Annotated in this window: 18 protein-coding genes and 1 pseudogene; 13 read left to right on the forward strand and 6 right to left on the reverse strand. The window is 73.5% G+C overall.

Annotated features, from left to right (window positions below; genetic code table 11):
* The 3 genes and pseudogenes from ACWEV0_RS31875 to ACWEV0_RS31885 form a co-directional block, all read left to right on the forward strand.
* Positions 1-87 (forward strand): annotated as a pseudogene (locus tag ACWEV0_RS31875) (cysteine protease StiP domain-containing protein); the annotation flags it as partial.
* A gap of 58 nt (positions 88-145) precedes the next feature.
* Positions 146-448, forward strand: coding sequence for a hypothetical protein (locus ACWEV0_RS31880; protein ID WP_453153198.1), 303 nt, complete (start codon positions 146-148; stop codon positions 446-448).
* Positions 449-705: 257 nt separating this feature from the next.
* On the forward strand, positions 706-972 hold the full coding sequence (locus tag ACWEV0_RS31885) for a hypothetical protein (RefSeq protein ID WP_453153179.1): 267 nt from the start codon (positions 706-708) through the stop codon (positions 970-972).
* Here the strand turns inward: ACWEV0_RS31885 and ACWEV0_RS31890 are convergent.
* Positions 969-2,630: an MFS transporter gene (locus ACWEV0_RS31890; RefSeq protein WP_453153180.1), complete on the reverse strand. Its 1,662-nt coding sequence runs from the start codon at positions 2,628-2,630 to the stop codon at positions 969-971. The genes ACWEV0_RS31885 and ACWEV0_RS31890 overlap by 4 nt on opposite strands.
* Before the next feature lie 221 nt (positions 2,631-2,851).
* Between ACWEV0_RS31890 and ACWEV0_RS31895 the strand changes: the two genes are divergently transcribed.
* The 4 genes from ACWEV0_RS31895 to mfd all read left to right on the forward strand — a co-directional run bounded on the left by ACWEV0_RS31895 (position 2,852) and on the right by mfd (position 10,282).
* Positions 2,852-3,640, forward strand: coding sequence for an ABC transporter ATP-binding protein (locus ACWEV0_RS31895; RefSeq protein WP_453153181.1), 789 nt, complete (start codon positions 2,852-2,854; stop codon positions 3,638-3,640).
* Positions 3,637-6,210 carry an ABC transporter permease gene (locus ACWEV0_RS31900; RefSeq protein WP_453153182.1) on the forward strand — a complete coding sequence of 858 codons (2,574 nt, stop codon included), beginning with the start codon at positions 3,637-3,639 and terminating at the stop codon, positions 6,208-6,210. The genes ACWEV0_RS31895 and ACWEV0_RS31900 overlap by 4 nt, the downstream gene beginning before the upstream one ends.
* A 96-nt stretch (positions 6,211-6,306) precedes the next feature.
* Positions 6,307-6,585: a hypothetical protein gene (locus ACWEV0_RS31905; protein ID WP_453153183.1), complete on the forward strand. Its 279-nt coding sequence runs from the start codon at positions 6,307-6,309 to the stop codon at positions 6,583-6,585.
* A 166-nt stretch (positions 6,586-6,751) separates the two neighbouring features.
* The gene (gene mfd / locus ACWEV0_RS31910) at positions 6,752-10,282 is read left to right on the forward strand and encodes a transcription-repair coupling factor (protein ID WP_453153184.1); all 3,531 of its coding nucleotides are present in this window, start codon (positions 6,752-6,754) and stop codon (positions 10,280-10,282) included.
* Between the two features lie 77 nt (positions 10,283-10,359).
* On the opposite strand, the gene ACWEV0_RS31915 is transcribed toward mfd, so the two are convergent.
* Positions 10,360-11,640 (reverse strand): SGNH/GDSL hydrolase family protein, encoded by a 1,281-nt coding sequence (locus ACWEV0_RS31915; RefSeq protein WP_453153185.1) that lies wholly within the window; start codon positions 11,638-11,640, stop codon positions 10,360-10,362.
* 60 nt (positions 11,641-11,700) lie between these two features.
* Positions 11,701-12,288: a TetR/AcrR family transcriptional regulator gene (locus ACWEV0_RS31920; protein WP_453153186.1), complete on the reverse strand. Its 588-nt coding sequence runs from the start codon at positions 12,286-12,288 to the stop codon at positions 11,701-11,703.
* Positions 12,289-12,380: 92 nt separating this feature from the next.
* Between ACWEV0_RS31920 and ACWEV0_RS31925 the strand changes: the two genes are divergently transcribed.
* Together ACWEV0_RS31925 and ACWEV0_RS31930 are read left to right on the forward strand one after the other, a co-directional pair.
* A complete protein-coding gene (locus ACWEV0_RS31925) occupies positions 12,381-13,274 on the forward strand; it encodes an SCO6745 family protein (protein ID WP_453153187.1) in 894 nt (297 codons plus the stop codon).
* A gap of 86 nt (positions 13,275-13,360) precedes the next feature.
* Positions 13,361-14,113, forward strand: a complete 753-nt coding sequence (locus ACWEV0_RS31930) for an N-acetyltransferase (protein ID WP_453153188.1) — start codon at positions 13,361-13,363, stop codon at positions 14,111-14,113.
* Positions 14,114-14,202: 89 nt separating this feature from the next.
* On the opposite strand, the gene ACWEV0_RS31935 is transcribed toward ACWEV0_RS31930, so the two are convergent.
* A complete protein-coding gene (locus ACWEV0_RS31935) occupies positions 14,203-14,991 on the reverse strand; it encodes a hypothetical protein (RefSeq protein WP_453153190.1) in 789 nt (262 codons plus the stop codon).
* 49 nt (positions 14,992-15,040) lie between these two features.
* Complete coding sequence (locus ACWEV0_RS31940; RefSeq protein ID WP_453153192.1) at positions 15,041-15,790, reverse strand: DUF4190 domain-containing protein; 750 nt, start codon at positions 15,788-15,790, stop codon at positions 15,041-15,043.
* A 171-nt stretch (positions 15,791-15,961) separates the two neighbouring features.
* Here ACWEV0_RS31940 and ACWEV0_RS31945 point away from each other — a divergent pair, with 171 nt between their 5' ends.
* From ACWEV0_RS31945 to ACWEV0_RS31955, 3 genes are all read left to right on the forward strand, one after another.
* A complete protein-coding gene (locus ACWEV0_RS31945) occupies positions 15,962-18,064 on the forward strand; it encodes an N-6 DNA methylase (RefSeq protein ID WP_453153193.1) in 2,103 nt (700 codons plus the stop codon).
* A gap of 85 nt (positions 18,065-18,149) precedes the next feature.
* Complete coding sequence (locus tag ACWEV0_RS31950) at positions 18,150-18,740, forward strand: hypothetical protein (protein WP_453153194.1); 591 nt, start codon at positions 18,150-18,152, stop codon at positions 18,738-18,740.
* Positions 18,737-20,278 (forward strand): protein kinase domain-containing protein, encoded by a 1,542-nt coding sequence (locus ACWEV0_RS31955; protein WP_453153195.1) that lies wholly within the window; start codon positions 18,737-18,739, stop codon positions 20,276-20,278. The genes ACWEV0_RS31950 and ACWEV0_RS31955 overlap by 4 nt, the downstream gene beginning before the upstream one ends.
* A gap of 91 nt (positions 20,279-20,369) precedes the next feature.
* Here the strand turns inward: ACWEV0_RS31955 and ACWEV0_RS31960 are convergent, their stop codons facing one another.
* Positions 20,370-21,602 (reverse strand): globin domain-containing protein, encoded by a 1,233-nt coding sequence (locus ACWEV0_RS31960; protein WP_453153196.1) that lies wholly within the window; start codon positions 21,600-21,602, stop codon positions 20,370-20,372.
* A 202-nt stretch (positions 21,603-21,804) separates the two neighbouring features.
* On the opposite strand from ACWEV0_RS31960, the gene ACWEV0_RS31965 reads away from it, so the two are divergent.
* Entirely contained in the window at positions 21,805-22,224 is a 420-nt protein-coding gene (locus ACWEV0_RS31965; protein ID WP_453153197.1) for an LppU/SCO3897 family protein, read from the forward strand.
* The last annotated feature ends 61 nt before the right edge of the window (positions 22,225-22,285 follow it).

Raw genomic sequence — 22,285 nt, forward strand, 5'->3', positions numbered from 1 at the left:
TCCTGCGTCCGCACCGACGGCACCCGCGAGGACTTCCTCATCCCCTCCGCCTGCCTCAACTCCACCGTCTCCGGCCTGATATCGCGGCCGTCTCCGCGCTCACCCGGGCCGCCGGGGCGAGTCGGCCGTCGCGGGCATCCCGGCGGTGACCGAGGCCGCCCGCGAGCACCGGCTCGACACGCTGCTGATCAGCACGGCCGGTGCCGACCCGCGCACGGAGATCTGGGTCGGCGACGAGCCCGACCAGGTCGCGGTGCGGCGGACCGACGCCGAACGGCTGGGCGTGGGGCATCCGCAGCAGGCCCGGGCCGACGACGCCCTCGTCCGCTGCGCCGTCGCCACCGGCGGCGAGGCCGTTCTCGTCCCGACCACCGACACCGTCGCCGGCGGCATCGGCGCCCTGCTGCGGTGGCCCCGGAGCGCGGAGGAGGCGGCGGCCCACCACTGACCCACCCCGAGCCCGCCCCGGGGCGCCACCCCGCTCACCAGGTGCGATCAACGACGGCCTCCGCCTAGCCTTGTGCCGTACGAGCCCGGCGAGGTTCCCCGGCAAGGTCGGACGTGGTCGCGTAGCGACCCCTTCCGCCGCCCGGCGGCACATGCCGGAGATCCGCCCGCCGGTGTGCGGGCCGCTGTCCGCCCCGCTCGTCCTCCTGGACCCCGCGGTGCCGGCGCCGGCCCGTCGAGCGGGGGAAGGAGATCGTGATGCTCATCCACCACGCCTTCGAGGACGGCGTCCTGCACGTGTCGCTCCTGCGCGACCTCGACGTCACCAGCCGGGCCGCCGCCTTCCTGGAGACCGAGGCCCTCGTCCACTCCCACCGGCCCCGCCTCGTCCGTGTCCAGCTGCCCACCGCCGACCCCTCACCGGCCAGCCTGAGCGCCCTGTGCCGGACCCGCCGGCTCTGCGAGAACCTGCGGATCCCGCTCACCGTCGTCGGTCCGGTCAGGGTCGCGGAGGCCACCCCCTAGGACTCTCCGGCCTTCTCGTGCTCGTCCTCGTGCTCTTCGGGCTCCTCGTGTTCCTTCAGGACCGGGAAGCGGCGCGGCGCGATCGTCAGCAGGACCAGGACGGCGAGCGCGGCCGCGGCCGCCGCGCCCAGGTAGACGTAGTCGACGGCCGCGGCGACCGCGCGACGCAGGTGGTCGGCGGCCGCGACGGTCAGCGCGCCCGGGGTCTTCAGGTCGCGGACCAGGCCGTCCAGGTCCCCGTTCCCGCCTCCGACCCGTGCCGCCAGGACGCCGTTGGCGACGGCCCCGAACAGGGCCGCGCCCACGCTCTGCCCGATCTGGCGGACGAACAGCACGGACGCCGTCGTCGTGCCCCGCTCCTCGTACGGGACGGTCGACTGGACGCCCACGACCAGCGGCAGCTGGAAGAAGCCCAGCGCCGCGCCGAGCAGCAGCATGAGCAGCGCCGGCTGCCAGGGCTCGCCCGGGAAGGGCAGGAGCGGGAAGGCGAGCAGGACGAGGAGCGCCAGGGTCATGCCGAGCAGCGCGGTCTGCCGGAAGCCGATGCGGGTGTAGAGGCGGCTGGAGAGGGCCGCGGTGACCGGCCAGCCGAGCGGCATCGCGGACAGCACGAAACCGGCCGCGATCGGGCCGAGGCCGAGGACGGCCTGGGCGTACGTGGGGAGGAAGACGGTCGGCGCGACCATCACCAGGCCGAGCGCGCCCAGCGCCAGGTTGACGGCGGCGATCGTGCGGCGGCGCCAGACCCAGCCGGGGATGATGGGCTCGGCGGCCCGCCGCTCGATGACGACGGTCAGGGCGGCGAGCCCGGCCGCCCCGCCGAACAGGCCGAGTGACGGCGCCGACAGCCACGGCCAGGCCACCCCGCCCTGGACGAGGCCGGTGAGGAGCAGCGTCCCGGCTCCGAACACGGCGAGCGCCCCGGCCCAGTCGACGGCCACCCGTCGCCGCCCGGCAGGCCGCCGCGCCCCCTCCCGTACGCCGCCCCCGACTCGTACGCCGTCCCCGTCCCGTACGCCGTCCCCGACTCGTACGGCAGGGGCGCCGGGCTCCAGCAGATAGCGGGCGATCAGCCACAGCGCCGCCCCGCCGAGCGGCAGGTTGACCAGGAAGATCCAGCGCCAGTCCGCGTACCCGGCGAGCAGTCCGCCCACCGCCGGGCCCGCGACGGCGGAGGTGGCCCAGACGGAGGAGAGGCGGGCCTGGATGCGGGGGCGTTCCTTCAGCGGGTAGAGGTCGGCGGCGATCGTCTGGACCGTGCCCTGGAGGGCGCCGCCGCCCAGGCCCTGCACGACGCGGAAGGCGATGAGCGAGCCCATGTCCCAGGCGGAGGCGCACAGCACGGAGCCGGCGAGGAAGAGCGCGATGCCGGCCATCAGGACCGGTTTGCGGCCGAAGGTGTCGCTGAGCTTGCCGTACACCGGCAGGGTCACGGTCACGGCGAGCAGATAGCCGGAGAACAGCCAGGAGAAGACCGACAGGCCGCCGAGGTCGCCGACGATCTGCGGTACAGCGGTGGCGACGACCGTGCTGTCGAGCGAGACCAGCGCCATGCTCAGCATCAGCGCGGCGACGACGGGCCCGCGTCGGGTCGAGCCCCTCGTCCCTGTCGTCTTCGTTCCCGCCGCCCGTCTCGCGGTCGCCCCGGCTTCGGACACGCGGCCCACCCCTCTTCCCGCCCCCGCCTCCCGGCGGATGCGTCCTACATCCAAGTGCGCCCGGGGCAGCCTCCCACCCCTACCTGGGTCGGAGAAACCCCTAGGGGTCTCTCCCTCACACAGCCCAGGGGCCGCTCGTACCGGCGGAGGACGAGACGGGGGCCCTGCCGTTCTTAGCTTGTTCTTACGAACACGGCGTACGAATGCATAGGAGACATGGCGTGACTTCGGCTGTGACCATCCACAGGCCCGGGGGTACCGGGGGGAGTACGGCCGTCGCCGCGCGGGCGCGACAGCTCGTCAAGGCGTACGGGTCCGGGGAGACCCGGGTCATCGCGCTCGACCACGTCGACGTGGACATCGCCCGCGGCCAGTTCACCGCGATCATGGGGCCCTCGGGCTCCGGCAAGTCCACGCTCATGCACTGCCTCGCGGGCCTCGACACCGTCAGCGGCGGCCAGATCTTCCTCGACGAGACCGAGATCACCGCCCTGAAGGACAAGAAGCTCACCCGACTGCGGCGCGACCGGATCGGGTTCGTCTTCCAGGCGTTCAACCTGCTGCCGACGCTGAGCGCCCTGGAGAACATCACGCTCCCGATGGACATCGCCGGCCGCAAGCCGGACCCGGAATGGCTGGAGCGGGTCGTCGAGACCGTCGGCCTCGCCGGGCGGCTGAAGCACCGGCCGAACCAGCTCTCCGGCGGCCAGCAGCAGCGCGTGGCCGTGGCCCGGGCGCTCGCCGCCCGGCCCGAGATCATCTTCGGCGACGAGCCGACCGGAAACCTGGACTCGCGGGCCGGGGCCGAGGTGCTCGGCTTCCTGCGGCAGTCCGTCGACGAGCTCGGCCAGACCATCGTCATGGTCACCCACGACCCCGTCGCCGCCTCCTACGCCGACCGCGTCCTCTACCTCGCCGACGGCCGGATCGTCGACGAGATGCACCGGCCCACCGCGGAAGCCGTCCTCGACCGAATGAAGGATTTCGACGCCCGGGGGCGCACGTCATGACCGTCCTCAAGACCTCGATGCGCAACCTCCTCGCGCACAAGGGCCGGATGGCGCTGTCCGCCGTCGCCGTCCTCCTCTCCGTCGCCTTCGTCTGCGGCACCCTGGTGTTCAGCGACACCATGAACACCACCTTCGACAAGCTCTTCGCCACCACCGCCTCCGACGTCACGGTCAGCCCGAAAGGCGCCGCCAAGGACGACGAGATGCCGTCGAACGGCCGGCCCGAGACGCTGCCCGGCGCCCTCGTCGCGCAGGTGAGGGCGGCCGACGGGGCGCGTAACGTCCAGGGCGTCGTCACCTCGACGGCCGTCACCGTCGTCGACTCCCGGAACGAGAACGTCGGCCCCGCCTCCGGCGCCCCGACCATCGCCGCCAACTGGACGCCGAACGAGCTCCGTTCGGTCGAGATCACGTCCGGCCACGCGCCGCGCGGCCCGACCGAGGTCGTCGTCGACGCCGGCACGGCCGGGAAGCATCACCTGAAGATCGGCGACGAACTGCGCACGATCGCCGTCACCGGCGACTTCCGGGCGCGGATCTCCGGCATCGCCGAGTTCAAGGTGACCAACCCCGGTGCCACGCTCGTCTGGTTCGACACCGCCACCGCGCAGCGCGAACTGCTCGGCCGGGAAGGCGTGTTCACGCAGATCACGGCGGACGCGGCGGCCGGCGTCAGCGATGCCGGGCTGAAGACGGCCGTGGTGGCGGAGATCGGCTCCGGCTACAGGCTGCAGACCGCCGCCGAGACCGCGGACGCCGGCCGCAAGGACGTCGCCGGCTTCCTCGACGTGATGAAGTACGCGATGCTCGGCTTCGCCGGGATCGCCTTCCTCGTCGGCATCTTCCTCATCGTCAACACCTTCTCGATGCTGGTCGCCCAGCGCACCCGCGAGATCGGCCTGATGCGGGCCATCGGCTCCTCCCGGCCCCAGATCAACCGTTCCGTCCTCGTCGAGGCCCTGCTGCTCGGCGTCGTCGGCTCGGCCGCCGGTGTCGCGGCGGGCGTCGGGCTCGCCGTCGGACTGATGCAGCTCATGTCGTCGATGGGCATGGAGCTGTCCACGCAGGACCTCACCGTCCGCTGGACCACCCCCGTCGTCGGCCTCGTCCTCGGCGTCGTCGTCACCGTCGTCGCCGCCTTCGTGCCCGCCCGCCGGGCCGCCAAGGTCTCGCCCATGGCCGCCCTGCGCGACGCCGGCACGCCCGCCGACGGCCGGGCCGGGGCCGTACGCGGCGCGATCGGTCTGCTCCTCACCGCCGCCGGCGCCGCCGCGCTGTGGACCGCGACGCGGGCCGACGAGGCCGGCGCGGGCTCCCTGTGGCTCGGTCTCGGCGTCGTCCTCTCGCTCCTCGGCTTCGTCGTCGTCGGCCCACTCCTCGCGGGCGGCGTCGTCCGCGTCCTCGGCGCGGTCGTGCTCCGCGTCTTCGGGCCCGTCGGCCGCATGGCCGAGCGCAACGCGCTGCGCAACCCGCGCCGTACCGGAGCCACCGGCGCCGCCCTGATGATCGGCCTCGCGCTCGTCGCCTGCCTGTCGGTCGTCGGCTCGTCGATGGTCGCCTCCGCCACGGAGGAGCTCGACCGGTCCGTGGGCGCCGACTTCATCGTCCGGTCCGAGGGCGGCCAGCCGATCGTGCCGCAGGCCGAGGCCGCCGTCGCGAAGGCCGCCGGACTCGACCACGTCACCCGCTACAAGTGGGTCGACGCCACCGTCACCGACGCGCGCGGCAGGCAGGAGAAGACCGGTCTCGTCGCCGCCGATCCCTCGTACGCCCAGGACGTGCGCCGCGAGACCACCGCGGGCAGCCTGGCGGAGGCGTACGGGCCGGGCGCCATGTCCGTCGGCGGCGACTACGCCGCCAAGCACGGCGTCAGGGTCGGCGACCGGCTCACCGTCGCCTTCACCGGCGGCCGGCAGACCACCCTGCGCGTCGCGGCGATCACCTCCGACGACGCCCGGATCGACAAGGGCCGGATGTCCGTCGGTCTCATGACGGCCGAGCGGTACGTGCCCGCCGACCGCATGCCCAGGAGCTTCCTGGTCTTCGGCACCGCCAAGGACGGCCAGGAGGACGCGGCGTACGCGTCGATGAAGGCCGCCCTGAAGCCGTACCCGCAGTACAAGGTCGCCGACCAGGCCGACTACAAGCAGGAGCTCAAGGACCAGGTCGGCCAGCTACTGAACATCGTCTACGGCCTCCTCGCCCTCGCGATCATCGTCGCGGTGCTCGGTGTCGTGAACACCCTCGCGCTGTCGGTCGTCGAGCGGACGCGCGAGATCGGCCTCATGCGGGCCATCGGCCTCTCCCGCCGCCAGCTGCGCCGCATGATCCGCCTGGAGTCCGTCGTCATCGCGCTCTTCGGCGCGCTGCTCGGTCTCGTCCTGGGCATGGGCTGGGGCACGGCCGCCCAGCAGCTCCTCGCCCTGGAGGGCCTGGGCGTCCTGGACATCCCGTGGCCGACGATCGTGGCGGTCTTCGTGGGCTCGGCGTTCGTGGGCCTGTTCGCGGCGCTGGTGCCGGCGTTCAGGGCGGGCCGGATGAACGTGCTGAACGCGATCGCGAGCGAGTAGGCGCCGGGGCAATCCGTTCGCTTCCGCCGTGCGTACTCATGGACAGGAACCCCTGCATCGCACGCCCGAAAGCGCTCCGTGAAAGGAAGAGCGACCATGAATCCCGTGAAGCGCGCAGCCCTTGCGGTGGCATCCGCCGTCCTCGTGGCGGGCGCCGCGGGCATCGGCGCAGGCACCGCCTTCGCCGGCCAGCCCGGCGCGTCCTGCGAGGACAACCCGACCACGCCCGGGCAGTCCGTGAGTGCCCCCGGTTCCGCCTTCAACCCGAACGGCAAGGCCGGCACCGTCTACGCGGGCGAACAGGACCAGAACGACAACAACGTCCACTCCGTCTCCCAGTACGACGTGGCCTGCATCCATCAGCCGGGCCACTGAGGCGAGCCACTGAGGTGAGGGACGCGAGGGCCGGCCGGCGTCCACCGGCCGGCCCTCGCGGCGCGCTGTGGCCCGGCGGCTGTCGGCGCCTCGGCGTACGCTGGAGCCCCCGGCCCGTGAGACGTGTCGGGCGGTTCGCGTTGCCCTCTGCCGGGATGGAAGACCCATGAGCCTGCACGGTCTGCTTGATGTCGTCGTACGAGACGCGGCCCTCGCCGAAGCGGTGAAGGCCGCGCGCGACGGCAACCGCGCGCACGTCGACCTGGTCGGCCCGCCCGCGGCCCGCCCCTTCGCCGTGGCCGCGCTCGCGCGCGAGGCCGGGCGTCCGGTGCTCGCCGTCACGGCGACGGGCCGCGAGGCCGAGGACCTGGCGGCGGCCCTGCGCTCGCTCCTCGACCCCGACACGGTCGTGGACTACCCGTCGTGGGAGACGCTGCCGCACGAGCGCCTGTCGCCCCGCTCCGACACGGTCGGCCGCCGCCTCGCCGTGCTGCGCCGGCTCGCGCACCCGTCGCCGGACGACCCGGCGGCCGGCCCGGTCAGCGTGGTCGTCGCGCCGGTCCGTTCCGTGCTCCAGCCACAGGTCAAGGGCCTGGGCGACCTGGAGCCCGTGGCGCTCAGGACGGGCCAGACGGCGGACCTGAACGAGATCGTCGAGGGCCTCGCGGCGGCCGCGTACTCCCGGGTGGAGCTGGTCGAGAAGCGCGGCGAGTTCGCGGTCCGCGGCGGCATCCTGGACGTCTTCCCGCCGACCGAGGAGCACCCGCTCCGGATCGAGTTCTGGGGCGACGACGTCGAGGAGATCCGTTACTTCAAGGTCGCCGACCAGCGCTCCCTGGAAGTCGCCGAGCACGGTCTGTGGGCCCCGCCCTGCCGCGAGCTGCTGCTGACCGATTCCGTACGGGAGAAGGCGGCGGCGCTCGCCGAGCAGCATCCGGAGCTGGGCGAGCTGCTCGGCAAGATCGCCGAGGGCATCGCCGTGGAGGGCATGGAGTCGCTGGCGCCGGTCCTCGTCGACGACATGGAGCTGCTGCTCGACGTCCTGCCCAAGGGCTCGATGGCGGTCGTCTGCGACCCGGAGCGGGTGCGGACGCGGGCCGCCGACCTCGTCGCCACGTCGCAGGAGTTCCTGCAGGCGTCGTGGGCGGCGACGGCGGGCGGCGGCGAGGCCCCGATCGACGTCGGCGCGGCCTCGCTGTGGGGGATCGCGGACGTCCGGGACCGGGCGCGCGAGCTGGACATGATGTGGTGGTCGGTGTCCCCGTTCGCGGCGGACGAGACCGTCGGCACGGACACGCTGAAGCTGGGCATGCACGCCCCGGAGACGTACCGCGGCGACACCGCCCGCGCCCTCGCCGACACCAAGGGCTGGCTGGCCGACGGCTGGCGCACGGTGTACGTGACGGAGGCGCACGGCCCGGCCTCCCGCACCGTCGAGGTCCTCGGCGGCGAAGGCATCGCCGCCCGCCTGGACGCGGACCTGAAGGAGATCGCGCCGTCCGTCGTGCACGTCGCCTGCGGCGCGATCGACTACGGCTTCGTCGACCCGGAGCTGAAGCTCGCGGTCCTGACGGAGACCGACCTGTCGGGCCAGAAGGCCGCCGGCAAGGACGGCCAGCGGATGCCGGCCAAGCGCCGCAAGACGATCGACCCGCTGACCCTGGAGGCCGGCGACTACATCGTGCACGAGCAGCACGGCGTCGGCCGCTACATCGAGATGGTGCAGCGCACCGTGCAGGGCGCGACCCGCGAGTACCTGCTCGTCGAGTACGCCCCCGCCAAGCGCGGCCAGCCCGGCGACCGCCTCTACATCCCGACCGACCAGCTGGAGCAGGTCACCAAGTACGTCGGCGGCGAGGCCCCGACGCTGCACCGGCTCGGCGGCGCCGACTGGACGAAGACGAAGGCGCGCGCGAAGAAGGCGGTCAAGGAGATCGCCGCCGACCTGATCAAGCTCTACAGCGCCCGCATGGCCGCGCCCGGTCACGCCTTCGGTGCCGACACGCCCTGGCAGCGCGAGCTGGAGGACGCCTTCCCGTACGCGGAGACGCCCGACCAGCTGTCGACGATCGCCGAGGTGAAGGAGGACATGGAGAAGACGGTCCCGATGGACCGGCTGATCTGCGGCGACGTCGGCTACGGCAAGACCGAGATCGCCGTCCGGGCCGCCTTCAAGGCCGTCCAGGACGGCAAGCAGGTCGCCGTCCTCGTGCCGACGACGCTGCTCGTGCAGCAGCACTTCGGCACCTTCTCCGAGCGCTACTCCCAGTTCCCCGTCAACGTCCGCGCGCTGTCCCGCTTCCAGACGGACACGGAGGCGAAGGCGACGATGGAGGGCCTGAAGGAGGGTGCGGTCGACGTGGTCATCGGCACCCACCGCCTGTTCTCCTCCGAGACGAAGTTCAAGGACCTGGGTCTCGTCATCGTCGACGAGGAGCAGCGCTTCGGCGTCGAGCACAAGGAGCAGCTGAAGAAGCTCCGTGCCAACGTCGACGTCCTCACGATGTCCGCGACCCCGATCCCGCGCACCCTGGAGATGGCGGTCACCGGCATCCGCGAGATGTCGACGATCACCACCCCGCCGGAGGAGCGGCACCCGGTCCTCACCTTCGTCGGCCCGTACGAGGAGAAGCAGATCGGCGCGGCCATCCGCCGCGAACTGCTCCGCGAGGGCCAGGTCTTCTACATCCACAACCGCGTCGAGTCCATCGACCGGGCGGCGGCCCGGCTGCGCGAGATCGTGCCCGAGGCGCGGATCGCGACGGCGCACGGGCAGATGTCGGAGCAGGCCCTGGAGCAGGTCGTCGTCGACTTCTGGGAGAAGAAGTTCGACGTGCTCGTGTCGACGACGATCGTCGAGTCCGGCATCGACATCTCCAACGCCAACACGCTGATCGTGGAGCGCGGCGACAACTTCGGCCTGTCGCAGCTGCACCAGCTGCGCGGCCGGGTCGGCCGTGGCCGCGAGCGCGGCTACGCCTACTTCCTGTACCCGCCGGAGAAGCCGCTGACCGAGACCGCCCACGAGCGCCTCGCGACCATCGCCCAGCACACCGAGATGGGCGCGGGCATGTACGTGGCCATGAAGGACCTGGAGATCCGCGGCGCGGGCAACCTGCTCGGCGGCGAACAGTCCGGCCACATCGCGGGCGTCGGCTTCGACCTCTACGTCCGGATGGTCGGCGAGGCGGTCGCCGACTACCGGGCCTCGCTGGAGGGCGGCGCCGAGGAGGAGGCGCCGCTGGAGGTCAAGATCGAGCTGCCGGTCGACGCGCACGTCCCGCACGACTACGCGCCGGGCGAGCGGCTGCGCCTCCAGGCGTACCGCGCCATCGCGTCCGCCAACTCGGAGGCCGACATCAAGGCCGTGCGCGAGGAGCTCACCGACCGCTACGGCAAGCTGCCCGAGCCCGTCGAGAACCTCCTCCTCGTCGCCGGCCTGCGCATGCTGGCGCGGGCCTGCGGTGTCGGCGAGATCGTCCTCCAGGGTCCCAACATCCGCTTCGCGCCGGTGGAGTTGCGCGAGTCGCAGGAGCTCCGCCTCAAGCGGCTCCACCCGAAGTCGGTCATCAAGCCCGCCGTCCACCAGATTCTGGTGCCGCGCCCGACGACGGGGAAGATCGGCGGCAAGCCCGTGGTGGGCCGCGAACTGCTGGCGTGGACGGGCGAGTTCCTGGCGGAGATCCTCGGGTCGTAGCCGTCCGGGGGTGTGTACGGGTACGGGTGCGGGGCGCGGGGCCGGATCGGGTCCGCGCCCCGCACCCGTGACGGGTCCTACAGCTCGTCGAGGTCGAGCGCGTCGGCCATCGCCCGGTAGCCGGCGTCGCCCGGGTGCAGGTGGTCGCCGGAGTCGTAGGCGGGGAGTATGCGGTCGGGGTCGGCCGGGTCGGCGACGGCGCGGTCGAAGTCGACGATGCTGTCGTACGCGCCGGAGGTGCGGACCCACTCGTTGAACGCCTCGCGCTTCGCCTCGTTCTCCGGGGTGAAGTAGAAGGAGCCCTTGATCGGGGTGAGGGTCGCGCCGACGACCTTGATGCCGTGGGCGTGGGCCTGGCGGATGAGGGTGCGGTGGCCCTCGATGAGCTGGTTGACGGAGACCTCGGGGGTCGGGCCGCCGGGGAAGGCCGGGCCGCTGCCGCCGATGTCGTTGATGCCCTCCAGGAGGATGACCGTGCCGACGCCCTTCTCCGTCAGCACGTCCTTCCTGAAGCGGGCGACGGCCTTCTCGCCGGCCCAGGTGGTGTCGTTGGTGACCTCGTTGCCGCCGATGCCGTGGTCGAGCACGGCCCGGGGGCGGCCGGTGGCGGCGAGACGCTCGGCCAGCTCGTCGGGGTAGCGGTTGTCGGCGCCGGGGGTGGAGCCGACGCCGTCGGTGATGGAGTCGCCGAAGGCGACGATGCCGTCGCGGCGGGGGCCTTGCGCGGTGGCCGGGCCGCCGGAGACCTCGACGCCGGAGAGGTAGTACCAGGACGTGCTGGTCTCGGTGAAGGCCGCGCCCGACGCGTCGGCGCGGTGGTCGCCGGAGGCGCGGTAGCTGGTGGCGGAGGCGAAGTGGTGGAAGGTGGCGGGGCCGGTCGGGCCCGCGAGGTAGAGCGTGACGGTGACGGACTCGAGCGCGTGGGTCCTGAACGGCACGCCGTCGCTGAGGAGGGTGCCGCCGGCGGGCACGGTGACGGACGTGCGGCCGCCGCCGAAGGTCAGCGTGCGGACCGAACCGGGCTCCACGGCGCCGCCCTTGGCGGTGCGCGCGACGGTGGCGCCGGTGATGTGCAGCGGGGTGGAGCCGTAACGGTTCGTGAGCTCGATCCGGGCCTTCGTGCCGCCCGTCGTGACCCGCACGGTCTGGCGCACGGTCTGGTCGTCGAAGCCCTGCGTGGACCAGTTGGGGCCGAAGGGGGCCGTGGGGGACTGCGGTGACGCGGCCCAGGCGCCGTGCCAGTTGGGCTGCGAGGCCGGCTGCACGGCCGCGGTGGCGGAGGTGGCGGGCAGGGTGGTGAGGGTGAGGGCGGCGAGCAGGGCGAGCCCTGCGCGCCGGAGGGTGGTGCGGCTGGTCATGTCTGGTCCCCGTTGTCTTTGTGGCTGCGTGTGACAGGGACAAGGCGTGATCGACTCGGGCTATTCCCGTGCGCTGTCGGGGAGTTGACCGGAACCGAGCAGTCCGGTCAGTGCGCGGAACGTCTCGCCCGGGTCCCGCCCGCCCAGCGGGTCGTCCAGGTTGCGGGTGAGCAGCAGGGTCGCGAAGCCGTGCGCGAGGGACCAGGCGGCGATGCCGGTGTCGCGGGCGACGGCCGGATCGGCGGCGAGGGTGGCGGCGCCGCTGCGGAGCTCGGCCGAGGCGCGCGCCCTGGCGGCGAGCAGCTCGGCGTCGTCGCCCCGCTCCCGGTACAGGTCGGGCTGGAACATCACCTGGAAGTGCGCGGGGTGCGCGGCCGCGAACCGTACGTACCGCACGCCGCGCTCCCGCAGGTCGGGCGCGCCGGCGAGGGCCTCGGCGAGCAGGTCGTAGCCCTGGGCGGCGATCGCGGTGAGCAGGCCCGTGCGGTCCTTGAAGTGGTGCGCGGGCGCGGCGTGCGAGACGCCGGCGCGGCGCGCGAGGTCGCGCAGGCTGAGCGCGCCGGGGCCCTCGGTCGCGATGACGTCGAGGGCGGCGGTGAGGACGGCCTGCCGCAGGTCGCCGTGGTGGTAGGTGCGCCGGTTGGCCATGGCAGCAGGTTACGCGGAATCTAGTCATTGACAAGTTCGAGCGACGGGAGCAATCTAGGCACTGGCAAGATGAGTGCTCGGGAGGAGCCGTCATGACCGTGGAGGCAACCGTGGGAACGTCCGTCGAACCGGCCCGTGTCCGCCAGATGTGGCACCTGCTCGAACCCCTGCACTCGGTGCTCTACTACGCCCCCGAGGCGTTCGAGGAGGCCGCCGCCCTCGGCTACGACGTGTCCGACCGCTGGCCCAGCTACTTCGCCTGGCGCGCCGCCGCCCTCGGCCCGGTCGGCGCCGAGCGGGTCACGTCCGCCTTCTACACGTTCAGCCCGGAGAAGGTCGCCCGGCACGTCCCCGCCGCCTGGGGGGTCGCCTCGCCCGCCGACGTGCTCGCGGGCCGGCTGCGCGCCGTCGACCGCGCGTACCGCACGATCCTCGGCGACGACGTCCTCGCGAGCCCCGAGATCGCCGAGGCCGCCGTCCTCGCCCGCCGCGCCGCCGAGGCCGCCCCGACGGCCGGCCGTCCCATGGCCGCCGCCCACGCCGAACTCCCCTGGCCCGACGCCCCGCACCTCGTCCTGTGGCAGGCCGCGACGATCCTGCGCGAGCACCGAGGCGACGGCCACCTCGCCGCGCTCGTCACCGCCGGCCTCGACCCCGCCGAGTCCCTGGTCTCCTTCGCGGCCGTGGGCGCCGCCGCCGAGGCCACCTTCGAGACCCGCGGCTGGTCCGCCGCCGACTGGTCCGCCGCCCGCGCCCGCCTCGCCGCCCGCGGCCTCGTCCGCCCCGACGGCACGGCGACCGACGCCGGCCGCGCCCTGCGCGCCGAGGTCGAACTCCGCACCGACGAGCTCGCGGCCGCGCCGTGGGTCGCGCTCGGCGCCGAGGCGACGGCCCGGCTCGACGCGCTGCTCGGCGGCCCGTGGCTGACGATCGTGGGCTCGGGCCTGTTGCCGTCGGAGAACACGCTGGGCATCGGCAAGGTGTGAGCGACGCGCGCCCGCCTCGCCCCTGCACGCCGACCTGCACGGAAAATCGTTTCACCGGCCGCCCCGGCGCGCATAACCTCGCGCGCATGGACCTGCACATCACGACGCTCGCCGAACGCCCCGCACTCGCCGGGAAGCTGTGGCAGATGAAAGACCTCTGGCCGGAGTTCATGATGTACGACCCGGTCGGCTGGAGCCACATCGGGCGGATCGTGGCCGAGTTCCCGGAGTACGTGCTCGTCGCGACCGACGGCGCCGACGGCGAGGACGTCGTGGCGCGCGGCTTCAGCGTGCCGTTCCAGCTCCGGGCGGAGGGCCGCGGCGAGCTGCCCGACACCGGCTGGGACCAGGTCCTCCTCTGGGCGTTCGCGGACCTGCGGCACGGCCGCACGCCCGACACCGTCAGCGCGATCGAGATCACCGTGGACACGAGCGCGCTGGGCAACGGCGTCTCGCACCGCATGCTGGCCGCGATGCGCGACAACGCCCGCCGCCTCGGTCACACCGACCTGGTGGCGCCGCTGCGGCCGAACGGCAAGCACCTGGAGGCCGATTCCTCCATCCACGAGTACGCCCAGCGCACCCGCGAGTCGGACGGCCTGCCGCACGACCCGTGGCTGCGCGTGCACGTACGGGCCGGCGGCACGGTGGAGAAGGTGGCGCCGGCGTCGATGACGATCGGCGGCTCCGTGGCGCAGTGGCGCGCGTGGACCGGCCTCCCGTTCGACACCGACGGCCCGGTCGACGTCCCGGGTGCCCTGGTCCCGGTCCACTGCGACACGGTCCGCGGCTACGCGGTCTACGTCGAGCCCAACATCTGGGTGCGCCACCGGCTCTGAGCCGCGTCGAAAACCGCAGAACACGCGAGCGGCGTGAGGACCACCCCCCCCTCCGGAGGTCCTCACGCCGCTCGCGTGTCACCGGCTCGTCAGCCGAGGCTCTTCTCGTCCACCACGTCCTTCTTCGGCGGGGTCTTCGCCTCCACCGGCTCGTCGAAGCCGGAGAGGGTCAGCGTGCCGGGCTCCGAGCCGCCCGTCGTCACGATCCGCAGGACGTACGGGGTGCCCTCGGTGGCGACGTACACGGTGCTCTTCTCGCCGCCGGCGTCCTGGGTGAGGGGGAGCGCCTTCCGGCCGTCGACCGTGGTCTCCTTCCCCTTCACCACTCCCGCGTACGGCCCTTCGAAGTCGGCGAGCAGCGTCTTCAGGTCGCACAGGTCGAGCATGTCCTTGGCGTCCGGGTCCTTGGTGTCGGTCTTGATCCAGCGGCCCTTGAGCTGCTTCATGACCTGCCGCTGGACCTCGGCCGACTCGCCCTTCGTCTGCTCCTTCAGGAAGGCCTTGTCGAAGCGGAGGTACACGGCCTTGTCGGCGGGGCGGATGAGCTCGGCGGTGCCGGTGGCGCCGATGGTCATCGTGCCGGTGCAGAGGCCCTGGTGATCGGTGGAGACGAACGCCTTCATGGGGCCGTCAGAGGTCTTGTAGTCGATGTCGAGGCTGAGCGACTTCGCCGACTTCGTCGTGGCCATGGCCTTGTCGGCGACCTGGGATCCGGTCAGCTCCGCGAACGGACCGGTGGCCTTCGGCTTGCCCGAGCCCGGGCCCGCGTCCGAGTCCATGGTGTCGAAGGGGCCGCAGGCGGTCGCACCCAGGGCGAGGGTGGCGGCGCACAGGGCCGTGACGAGGGCCGTGCGGCGCGGGCGGGCGGTGGCAGACATGGTGGTTCTCCGAGGGGGTGGTGCGAGGGGAGGGGGTGGGGCGGCTGAGTCAGCCGAGCTTCAGGTCCCACTGGACGCCGGCGTAGTCGCCACCCGGGGCGACCTCGACGGTGAGGTCCTTGGCGGCGGCCGGGGTGTCGAAGGCGAAGGTGGCCGTGGCCTTCTTACCAGGCAGGACGGAGCCGGTGAAGCCGCCGCCGACCTTGTCGTCGGTGATCTCCTCGGCCGTGGCGCCGTTCGAGCCGGTGCGGGCGGTCAGCGAGGTCAGGACGCTGTCGAAGCTCTTCTTGCCGCCGTTCTCGATCGTGACGGTGACCTGCCACGCCTTGTTGCCCTTGGTGTGGCCGACCGCGAACTCGTCCGGCGTGTACGCCTTCGGCTCGGAGACGGTGACCTTCAGGTTGTCGTCGTAGACGGAGGTGTCACCGGCCGCGAGCGGCTTGCCGCCCGGGTTCTGCACGGCCGGGGCGGTGGCGCTGGGCAGGTCCTTGAGCGTCTTGTCGATCTCGTTCACGGCGTCGTTGACCGCGGTGAACGTGATGACCGCGCCGACCACCGAGAGGACCAGGCCCGCGAGGCCCAGGATCGCGCCGGTGAGCGCGACTCCCTTGTTGTTGGCCTCGCCGCGCTTCACGCGGCCTTTGCCGACCAGGCCCAGGATCAGCGCGATCAGGCCGAGGATGCCGGCGAGCCAGAAGAAGAGCGGGATGAGGCCGGAGAGCGTGCCGATGATGCCGAGGATCAGGGCCGCGGTGCCGAGCCCGTTCCGCATGGCCACCGGAGCCTGCGTGTACGACATGTGTCCTCCCGGACAGTGAGTTTGTCTGGCGCGATGGATCAATCACAGCAGAGCGTGTGAACCGAGTCAACACGGTTCACAAAGTTTTGGTCAGCTCACGCTGTGAAGTGGTGTCGCCAGCGTTCGTCAGTAAGATCGGGGTCACACACGAGGGCACGAGGGGAGCGGCACATGCCGGAGAGCGCAGCCGAGGCGACCGCAGCGGAGACCGCAGCCGAGGTGACCGCCGCGGGCATCGCCCGCCTCGCGGGTGTCGGCCGGGCGGCCGTGAGCAACTGGCGCCGCCGTCACGCCGACTTCCCCAAGCCGGTCGGCGGCACGGAGACCAGCCCGTCCTTCGCCCTCGCCGACGTCGAGGAGTGGCTGCGGGTCCAGGGCAAGCTCGCCGAGGTCCCGCTGCGCGAGCGCGTCTGGCAGCAGATCGCCGGCCACCCCGCGGGCCCCGTCACCGCCCTCGTGCACGCGGGCTGCGTCCTCCTCCTCGTCCGGGACCGGGCCGGCGCCTGGCCCGCGCTGGCCGCGGCACCCGACGAGCGGCTCGCGCAGGTGCTCCCGGTGCCGCTGGAGGAGACGCTGACCGAGCGCCTCGGCGTCCCCCGGTCCGTCCGCACCCCGGCCGCGCACGAACTCGTCCCGTCCGTCCCGCTCCTGCGCGGCGCGGCCGACCTGGCCGCCGAGACCGGCCCCGCCGACGCCTTCGAGTTCCTGCTCGGCCGCCATCTGGACGCCAACCCGCGCCAGTACACACTCACCCCGCCCGGCCCCGCCGCCCTCATGGCGGCCCTCGCCGGCCCCGCCGCCACCGTCCTCGACCCCGCCTGCGGCACCGGCGCCCTCCTCCGGGCGGCCACCGGCGCCACCGCCCTCCACGGCCAGGACGCCGACCGCGACCTCGCCGCGCTCACCGCCCTGCGCCTCGCCCTCGGCGGCACGGCGCCCAAGGGCCCCACCGTCCACGTCCTGCCCGGTGACACCCTCCGCGCCGACGCCTTCCCGGCCCTCGCCGTCGACGCCGTCGTCTGCCACCCGCCCTTCAACGAGCGCAACTGGGGCCACGACGAGCTCGCCTACGACCCGCGCTGGGAGTACGGCTTCCCGGCCCGCACGGAGTCCGAGCTGGCCTGGGTCCAGCACGCCCTGGCCCGGCTGCGCCCCGGCGGCACCGCCGTCCTGCTCATGCCGCCCGCCGCCGCCTCCCGCCGCTCCGGCCGCCGCATCCGCGCCGACCTGCTGCGCCGCGGCGCGCTGCGGGCCGTCGTCGCGCTCCCGGCCGGCGCGGCGCCCCCGTACGGCATCCCGCTCCACCTCTGGGTGCTGCGCAAGCCCGTCCCCGGCGAACGCCCGCCCGCCGAGCTGCTCCTCGTCGACACGGCGACCGAGACGAGCGCCGCCGGCCGTGACCGGCTCGACTGGCCCGCCGTCGAGACCGCCGTCCTCGACGCCTGGCGCCCCTTCGACCAGGACGGCACGCTCGCCGAGACCCCCGGCGAGAGCCGGTCCGTCCCCGTCATCGAACTCCTCGACGACGACGTCGACCTGGCCCCCGCCCGCCATCTCCCGCCGCCCGCCGCCGCCGAGGGCGCGGCCCAGCTCGACGGCGTGCGCGACCGGCTGACCGCCGTCCTGCGCCGTACCCGCGAGCTGACCCCGCCGCCCGCCGCCGACACCGGCGGCCCGGCCGGCCGCTGGCCCGTCACGACCGTCGGCGAGCTGGCCCGGGCCGGCGCCCTCACCCTCCGGGCCGGCGGCACCGGCACGACCGCCGCCGGGACCGCCCCCGTCGCCGTCCTCACCGACACCGACGTGCTCGCCGCCCAGCCGCCGTCCGGCACCCTGCCCGAGGCCCCGCCCGGCGAACCCGCCGAGGAACCGGCGCTGCTCGCCGCCGGCGACGTCGTCGTCCCCGTCCTCGGCGGCGGCTCGGTCGCCCGGGTCGTCGACGCGGCCGACCGGGCCACCACGGGCGCCGCCCTCGGCCGCAACGTGCACCTCCTGCGCCCCGACCCGGCCGCCCTCGACCCCTGGTTCCTGGCCGGATTCCTGCGCGCCACCGCCAACAACCGCCAGGCCAGCTCGTACGCCTCCACCGCCACCCGGCTCGACGTCCGCCGCCTCCAGCTGCCGCGCCTGCCGCTCGCCGAACAGCGGCGGTACGGGGCCCGCTTCCGGGCCCTCGCGGAGTTCGAGCAGGCGCTGCGGCTCGCGGGCCGGCTGGGGGAGCAGCTGGTGCAGGGCATGTACGACGGCCTGGCGGACGGCACGGTCGCACCCTGATCGTCCGATCCGTACAACCCCTGGGTGACTGTCGGAGTCGGTGTATACGCTCGTCTCCGACAGACGGTTCGATCCAGGAGCAGTTATGTACGGCCACGGCTATCCGCAGCCGACGCCGACTCCGCAGCGCGGGGTGCCGGCGTCCGTCATCGTGCTGCGCGTGCTCTTCGCCGTGCTGCCGCTGCTCAGCATCGGCTTCCTCACCTGGGCGACGGCGCTGCGCATCGCCCTGCTGACCCGCAAGGTGTGGGACTGGATCCTGCTCGCCGTCTCGGTCGCCGTCGTCGTCGCGGGCCTGGTGCTGATGCCGGAGGATCCCGACGCGACCCGGGCCGACTGGGTCGTCGGGATGATCCTGCTCAACGCGGTGGCGTTCACGGCGTACTTCCTCGTCGTGGACATACGCCACGACCGCACGCCCGCCGCACCGGCCCAGGTCCCGCTCCCGTCCCCGTACAACCCGTACGCGGCCACGGTCCCGGCGCACCACCAGGGCCAGGGCTACGGCTACCCGCCGGTCCAGCCGCAGCCCCAGCCCCAGCCGCAAGCGCAGCCCCAGCCGCAGCCCCAGCCTCAACCCGTCACGCCCCCGAACCCCCGCATTCACCAGGTCCGCGCCGAACTCGACGAGCTCAGCGACCTCCTGCGCAGAGACCCGCGGGAAGGCGGCCGGTGAACGGCCGGATCGTCGCGGGGCGCTACGAGCTGGCCACCCTCATCGGCCAGGGCGGCATGGGCCAGGTCTGGACGGCCTACGACGGCCGGCTCGACCGGCGCGTCGCGGTCAAGCTGCTCCAGCCCGCCGGCCTCAGCGGCCCGGCGACGGCCGCCGACGAGCTGCGGCGCCGCTTCGTGCGCGAGTGCCGGGTGACGGCGCAGGTCGACCACCCGGGCCTGGTCACCGTGCACGACGCGGGCAGCGACGGCGACGACCTGTACCTGGTCATGCAGTACGTGGAGGGCGCGGACCTCGCCGACCACCTGGCCGAGCACGACCCGTACCCGTGGCCGTGGGCGGTGTCCGTCGCCGCGCAGCTGTGCGCGGTGCTCGCCGCCGTGCACGCCGTGCCGATCGTGCACCGCGACCTCAAGCCGCGGAACGTGATGGTCCGCCCCGACGGCGCGGTCACCGTGCTCGACCTGGGCGTGGCGTCCGTCCTCGACACCGACACCACCCGCCTCACGCACACCGGCTCGCCCATCGGCAGCCCCGCCTACATGGCGCCCGAGCAGGCGATGGGCGGCGCCGTCGGCCCGTACACCGACCTGTACGCGCTCGGGGTGACGCTGCACGAACTCCTCAGCGGAAACGTGCCCTTCGCCGGCTCCACCGCCCTCGGCGTGCTGCACCGGCACCTGTACGAGCCGCCCGTCCCCGTGCGCCGGCTGCGGCCCGAGGTGCCGGAGGCCCTGGAAGCGCTCGTGCTCCGGCTGCTCGCGAAGGACCCGCAGGCCCGGCCGTCGGGCGCCGAGGAGGTGTACGAGACGCTGCTGCCGCTCCTGCCGCAGCGCGGCGCACCCGGCCCCTCCGGCCCGCTGGACCCGACCCGTCCGTTCCGCCGCCCGCACGCGCCCTGGCCGGAGCGGACCGCCGCCCCGGCACCGCCGACGGCCCCCGCGATGCCCGCCAAGCCGGACGTCGCGGCGGCCGTGGACGAGGTGAAGCGGCTGCTCGGCGAGGGCTCCATCACGCAGGCCGTGGACATCCTCGGCGGCATCCTCCCGGCGGCCGCCGCCGAGCACGGCGAGCAGTCGCCGGTCGTCCGCATCCTGCGCAAGCAGTACGCGAGCACGCTGATGGACGACGGCCAGTACCGCCGCGCCCTGCCCGAGCTGCGCCGGCTCGCCGCCGACCGCGCGGCGGAGGCGGGCCCGGCCGACCCGCAGACGCTGCAGTTCCGCTTCGACGTGGCCCAGTGCCTGGAGCAGCTCGGCGACCCGGCGGCGCTCGCCGAGTACCGCGCCCTGCTGCCCTACCAGCAGTCCGCCGAACCGGGCTCGCGGGCCTTCGACATCCGGCACCGGATCGGGCTGCTGCTGCTCGCGATGGGCGACCACGCGTCGGGCCAGAGCGAGTTGCGGGCGCTGCTCTTCGACGTGGAGCGCACCCACGGCCCGTACCACCCCCTCGCCGCCGACCTGCGCCGCGCGCTCGACCACCAGCGCCAGATGGACCCGCGGGGCCCCCAGGGGGCGTACGGCTGGGGCACCTAGGCCAGGGCCTGGCCTGCCCGACTCCGCTCCCGGGAATCACGCGTGACGGCGGGCCGCCCGCGCACCCGGTCGGCGGAATCGCGAGGTCCTCCTACGGTTGCGGAACGGGCACTCCACGGACCTGGGCGGCGACCGGCAGCGGGTCGTGCCGCACCCGCTCCGACGGTATGCCCGCGTCCCCGAGGTGCCAGACGGCGGAGGTGACGAGACCGGCCGGGCCGCTGACGTACGCGATGTGTCCCGACCAGTCCGTACGGGCGCCGAGGACGGCGTCCAGCATCGAGTCGCCGAAGACCAGGCTCACCCGCAGCCACGGGCAGCGCTCCGTGAGGCGTTCGAGGGCGGGGCCGTCGTACCAGTCCCCGGCGGTCCGCGCGCCCAGGAAGAGATGGGCCGACAGGCCGGGCGGCCGACGGTGGGAGAGCTCCTGGAGCAGCGCCTTGGCGGAGGCCCAGCCGGTCCCGCCGGCCACGATCAGGATGTCCCGGTCCGGCTCCTCGTCGAGCGTGGCCCGCCCCTGCGCCGGGCCGAGCCGCAGCTCGTCGCCGACCCGCGTGTGCGCGACGAGCGCGTCGCCGACCCCGCCGGGCGCGGTGCGCCGGACGTGGAACTCCAGCTCCTCGCCCGGCACGCAGGCCGGTGTGTACGGCCGCCAGGTGTGCGGCAGCAGCGGCGACTCCACGCGCGCGTACTGCCCGGCGCGGTACGGGTACGGCTCGGCCGGCCGCACCCGTACGACGGCGAGGTCGTCCCCGCGCCGCTCGTGCGAGGTCACCGTGGCGGGCCAGGCCACCGGCTCGCCGACGGCCCGTTGGGCGCCGTCCACCATGGCGGCGGAGACGTGCCGCACCATCCGCACCCACGCCCGCTCGGCCTCGCCGTCCCAGGCGGGCCCCGCGGCGCCCCGCAGCGCCTCCACCAGTGACGCCTCGAACACCTGGTAGTGCACGGGCAGCACGCCGAGCCGCCGGTGGTCGCGGCCGAGCCGGGCGAAGGACTCGGCGAGCTCGTCGGGCCGGTCGAGGCCGTCGATCATGAACCAGAACGCGCGCTCCAGATGCGCCTGCTGGAACTCCATGGAGTCGGGGAACAGCTGCCGGAGGTAGGGGTGGCGGCCGAACATGGCGGCGTAGAGGCGGTCGATGAGGCCGGCGAAGGGCGTGACGGCGGCGAGGTGCCGGGTGATGGTCTCCTGGTCGGCGGCGCCGTCGTACGACGCCACGGGTGCTCTGGTCGTACGGGCGGGCCGCAGGAGGTTGTCCCGTAGCCGCATCGCCTCGCGACGGGCGAGCAGGGCGTGGTAGTCGTCGTGGTGACCGGTCATCCGCTCAGGGAATCGCACGGGAGCCCCAGGTGGGGAGGGCCGTTCGGCCCTCCGGGTCCCGCCGGGCGGCCCTCTCCTGACGGACCGGCAGGATCACGACTCGGCATCTGATTGGGTAACGGAAGGCAGAGATCCTTTTTGGCCTTTTTGTGCTGTGTAACGTGCGCGTTTGATCGTGTCCACGTCGCTCAAGGATTCCGAGATGACCACGCCTCCGCCGTCCGACCCGTTCGCCGCTGCTCCGGGAGCCGCGCCCATGGCGCCCCCGCCGGCCCCGAAGAAGAAGGGCGGCAAGCTGAAGGCGATCCTCACCTTCCTGGTGCTGATCGTGGTCGTCGGCGCCGTGAAGTTCGGCGTGCGCTACGGCTTCGACTTCCTCGCCGGTGACACCCCGGTCCACGCCGGGGTCGGCGACTGCGTCACCGTCAGCGGCCCGGAGAACGACCCGAAGGTCGACACCCAGGACTGCAACTCGGGCAAGAAGGACCTCTACAAGGTCGCCCAGGTCCACGAGGACACCTTCGACCTCAACAAGTGTGACCAGAACAAGTACTCGGCGCTTGCGCAGCAGTACGACATGGACAAGTTCGTCCTGTGTCTTGAGGACGTCAACGCGAAGTAAGTCCTCGCCGCGAGACACGCGGAAGGGGCCCGGCCCCGCGGGCCCGCCCCCAACCCCGGGA

The organism is Streptomyces sp. NPDC003943, assembly GCF_053605265.1.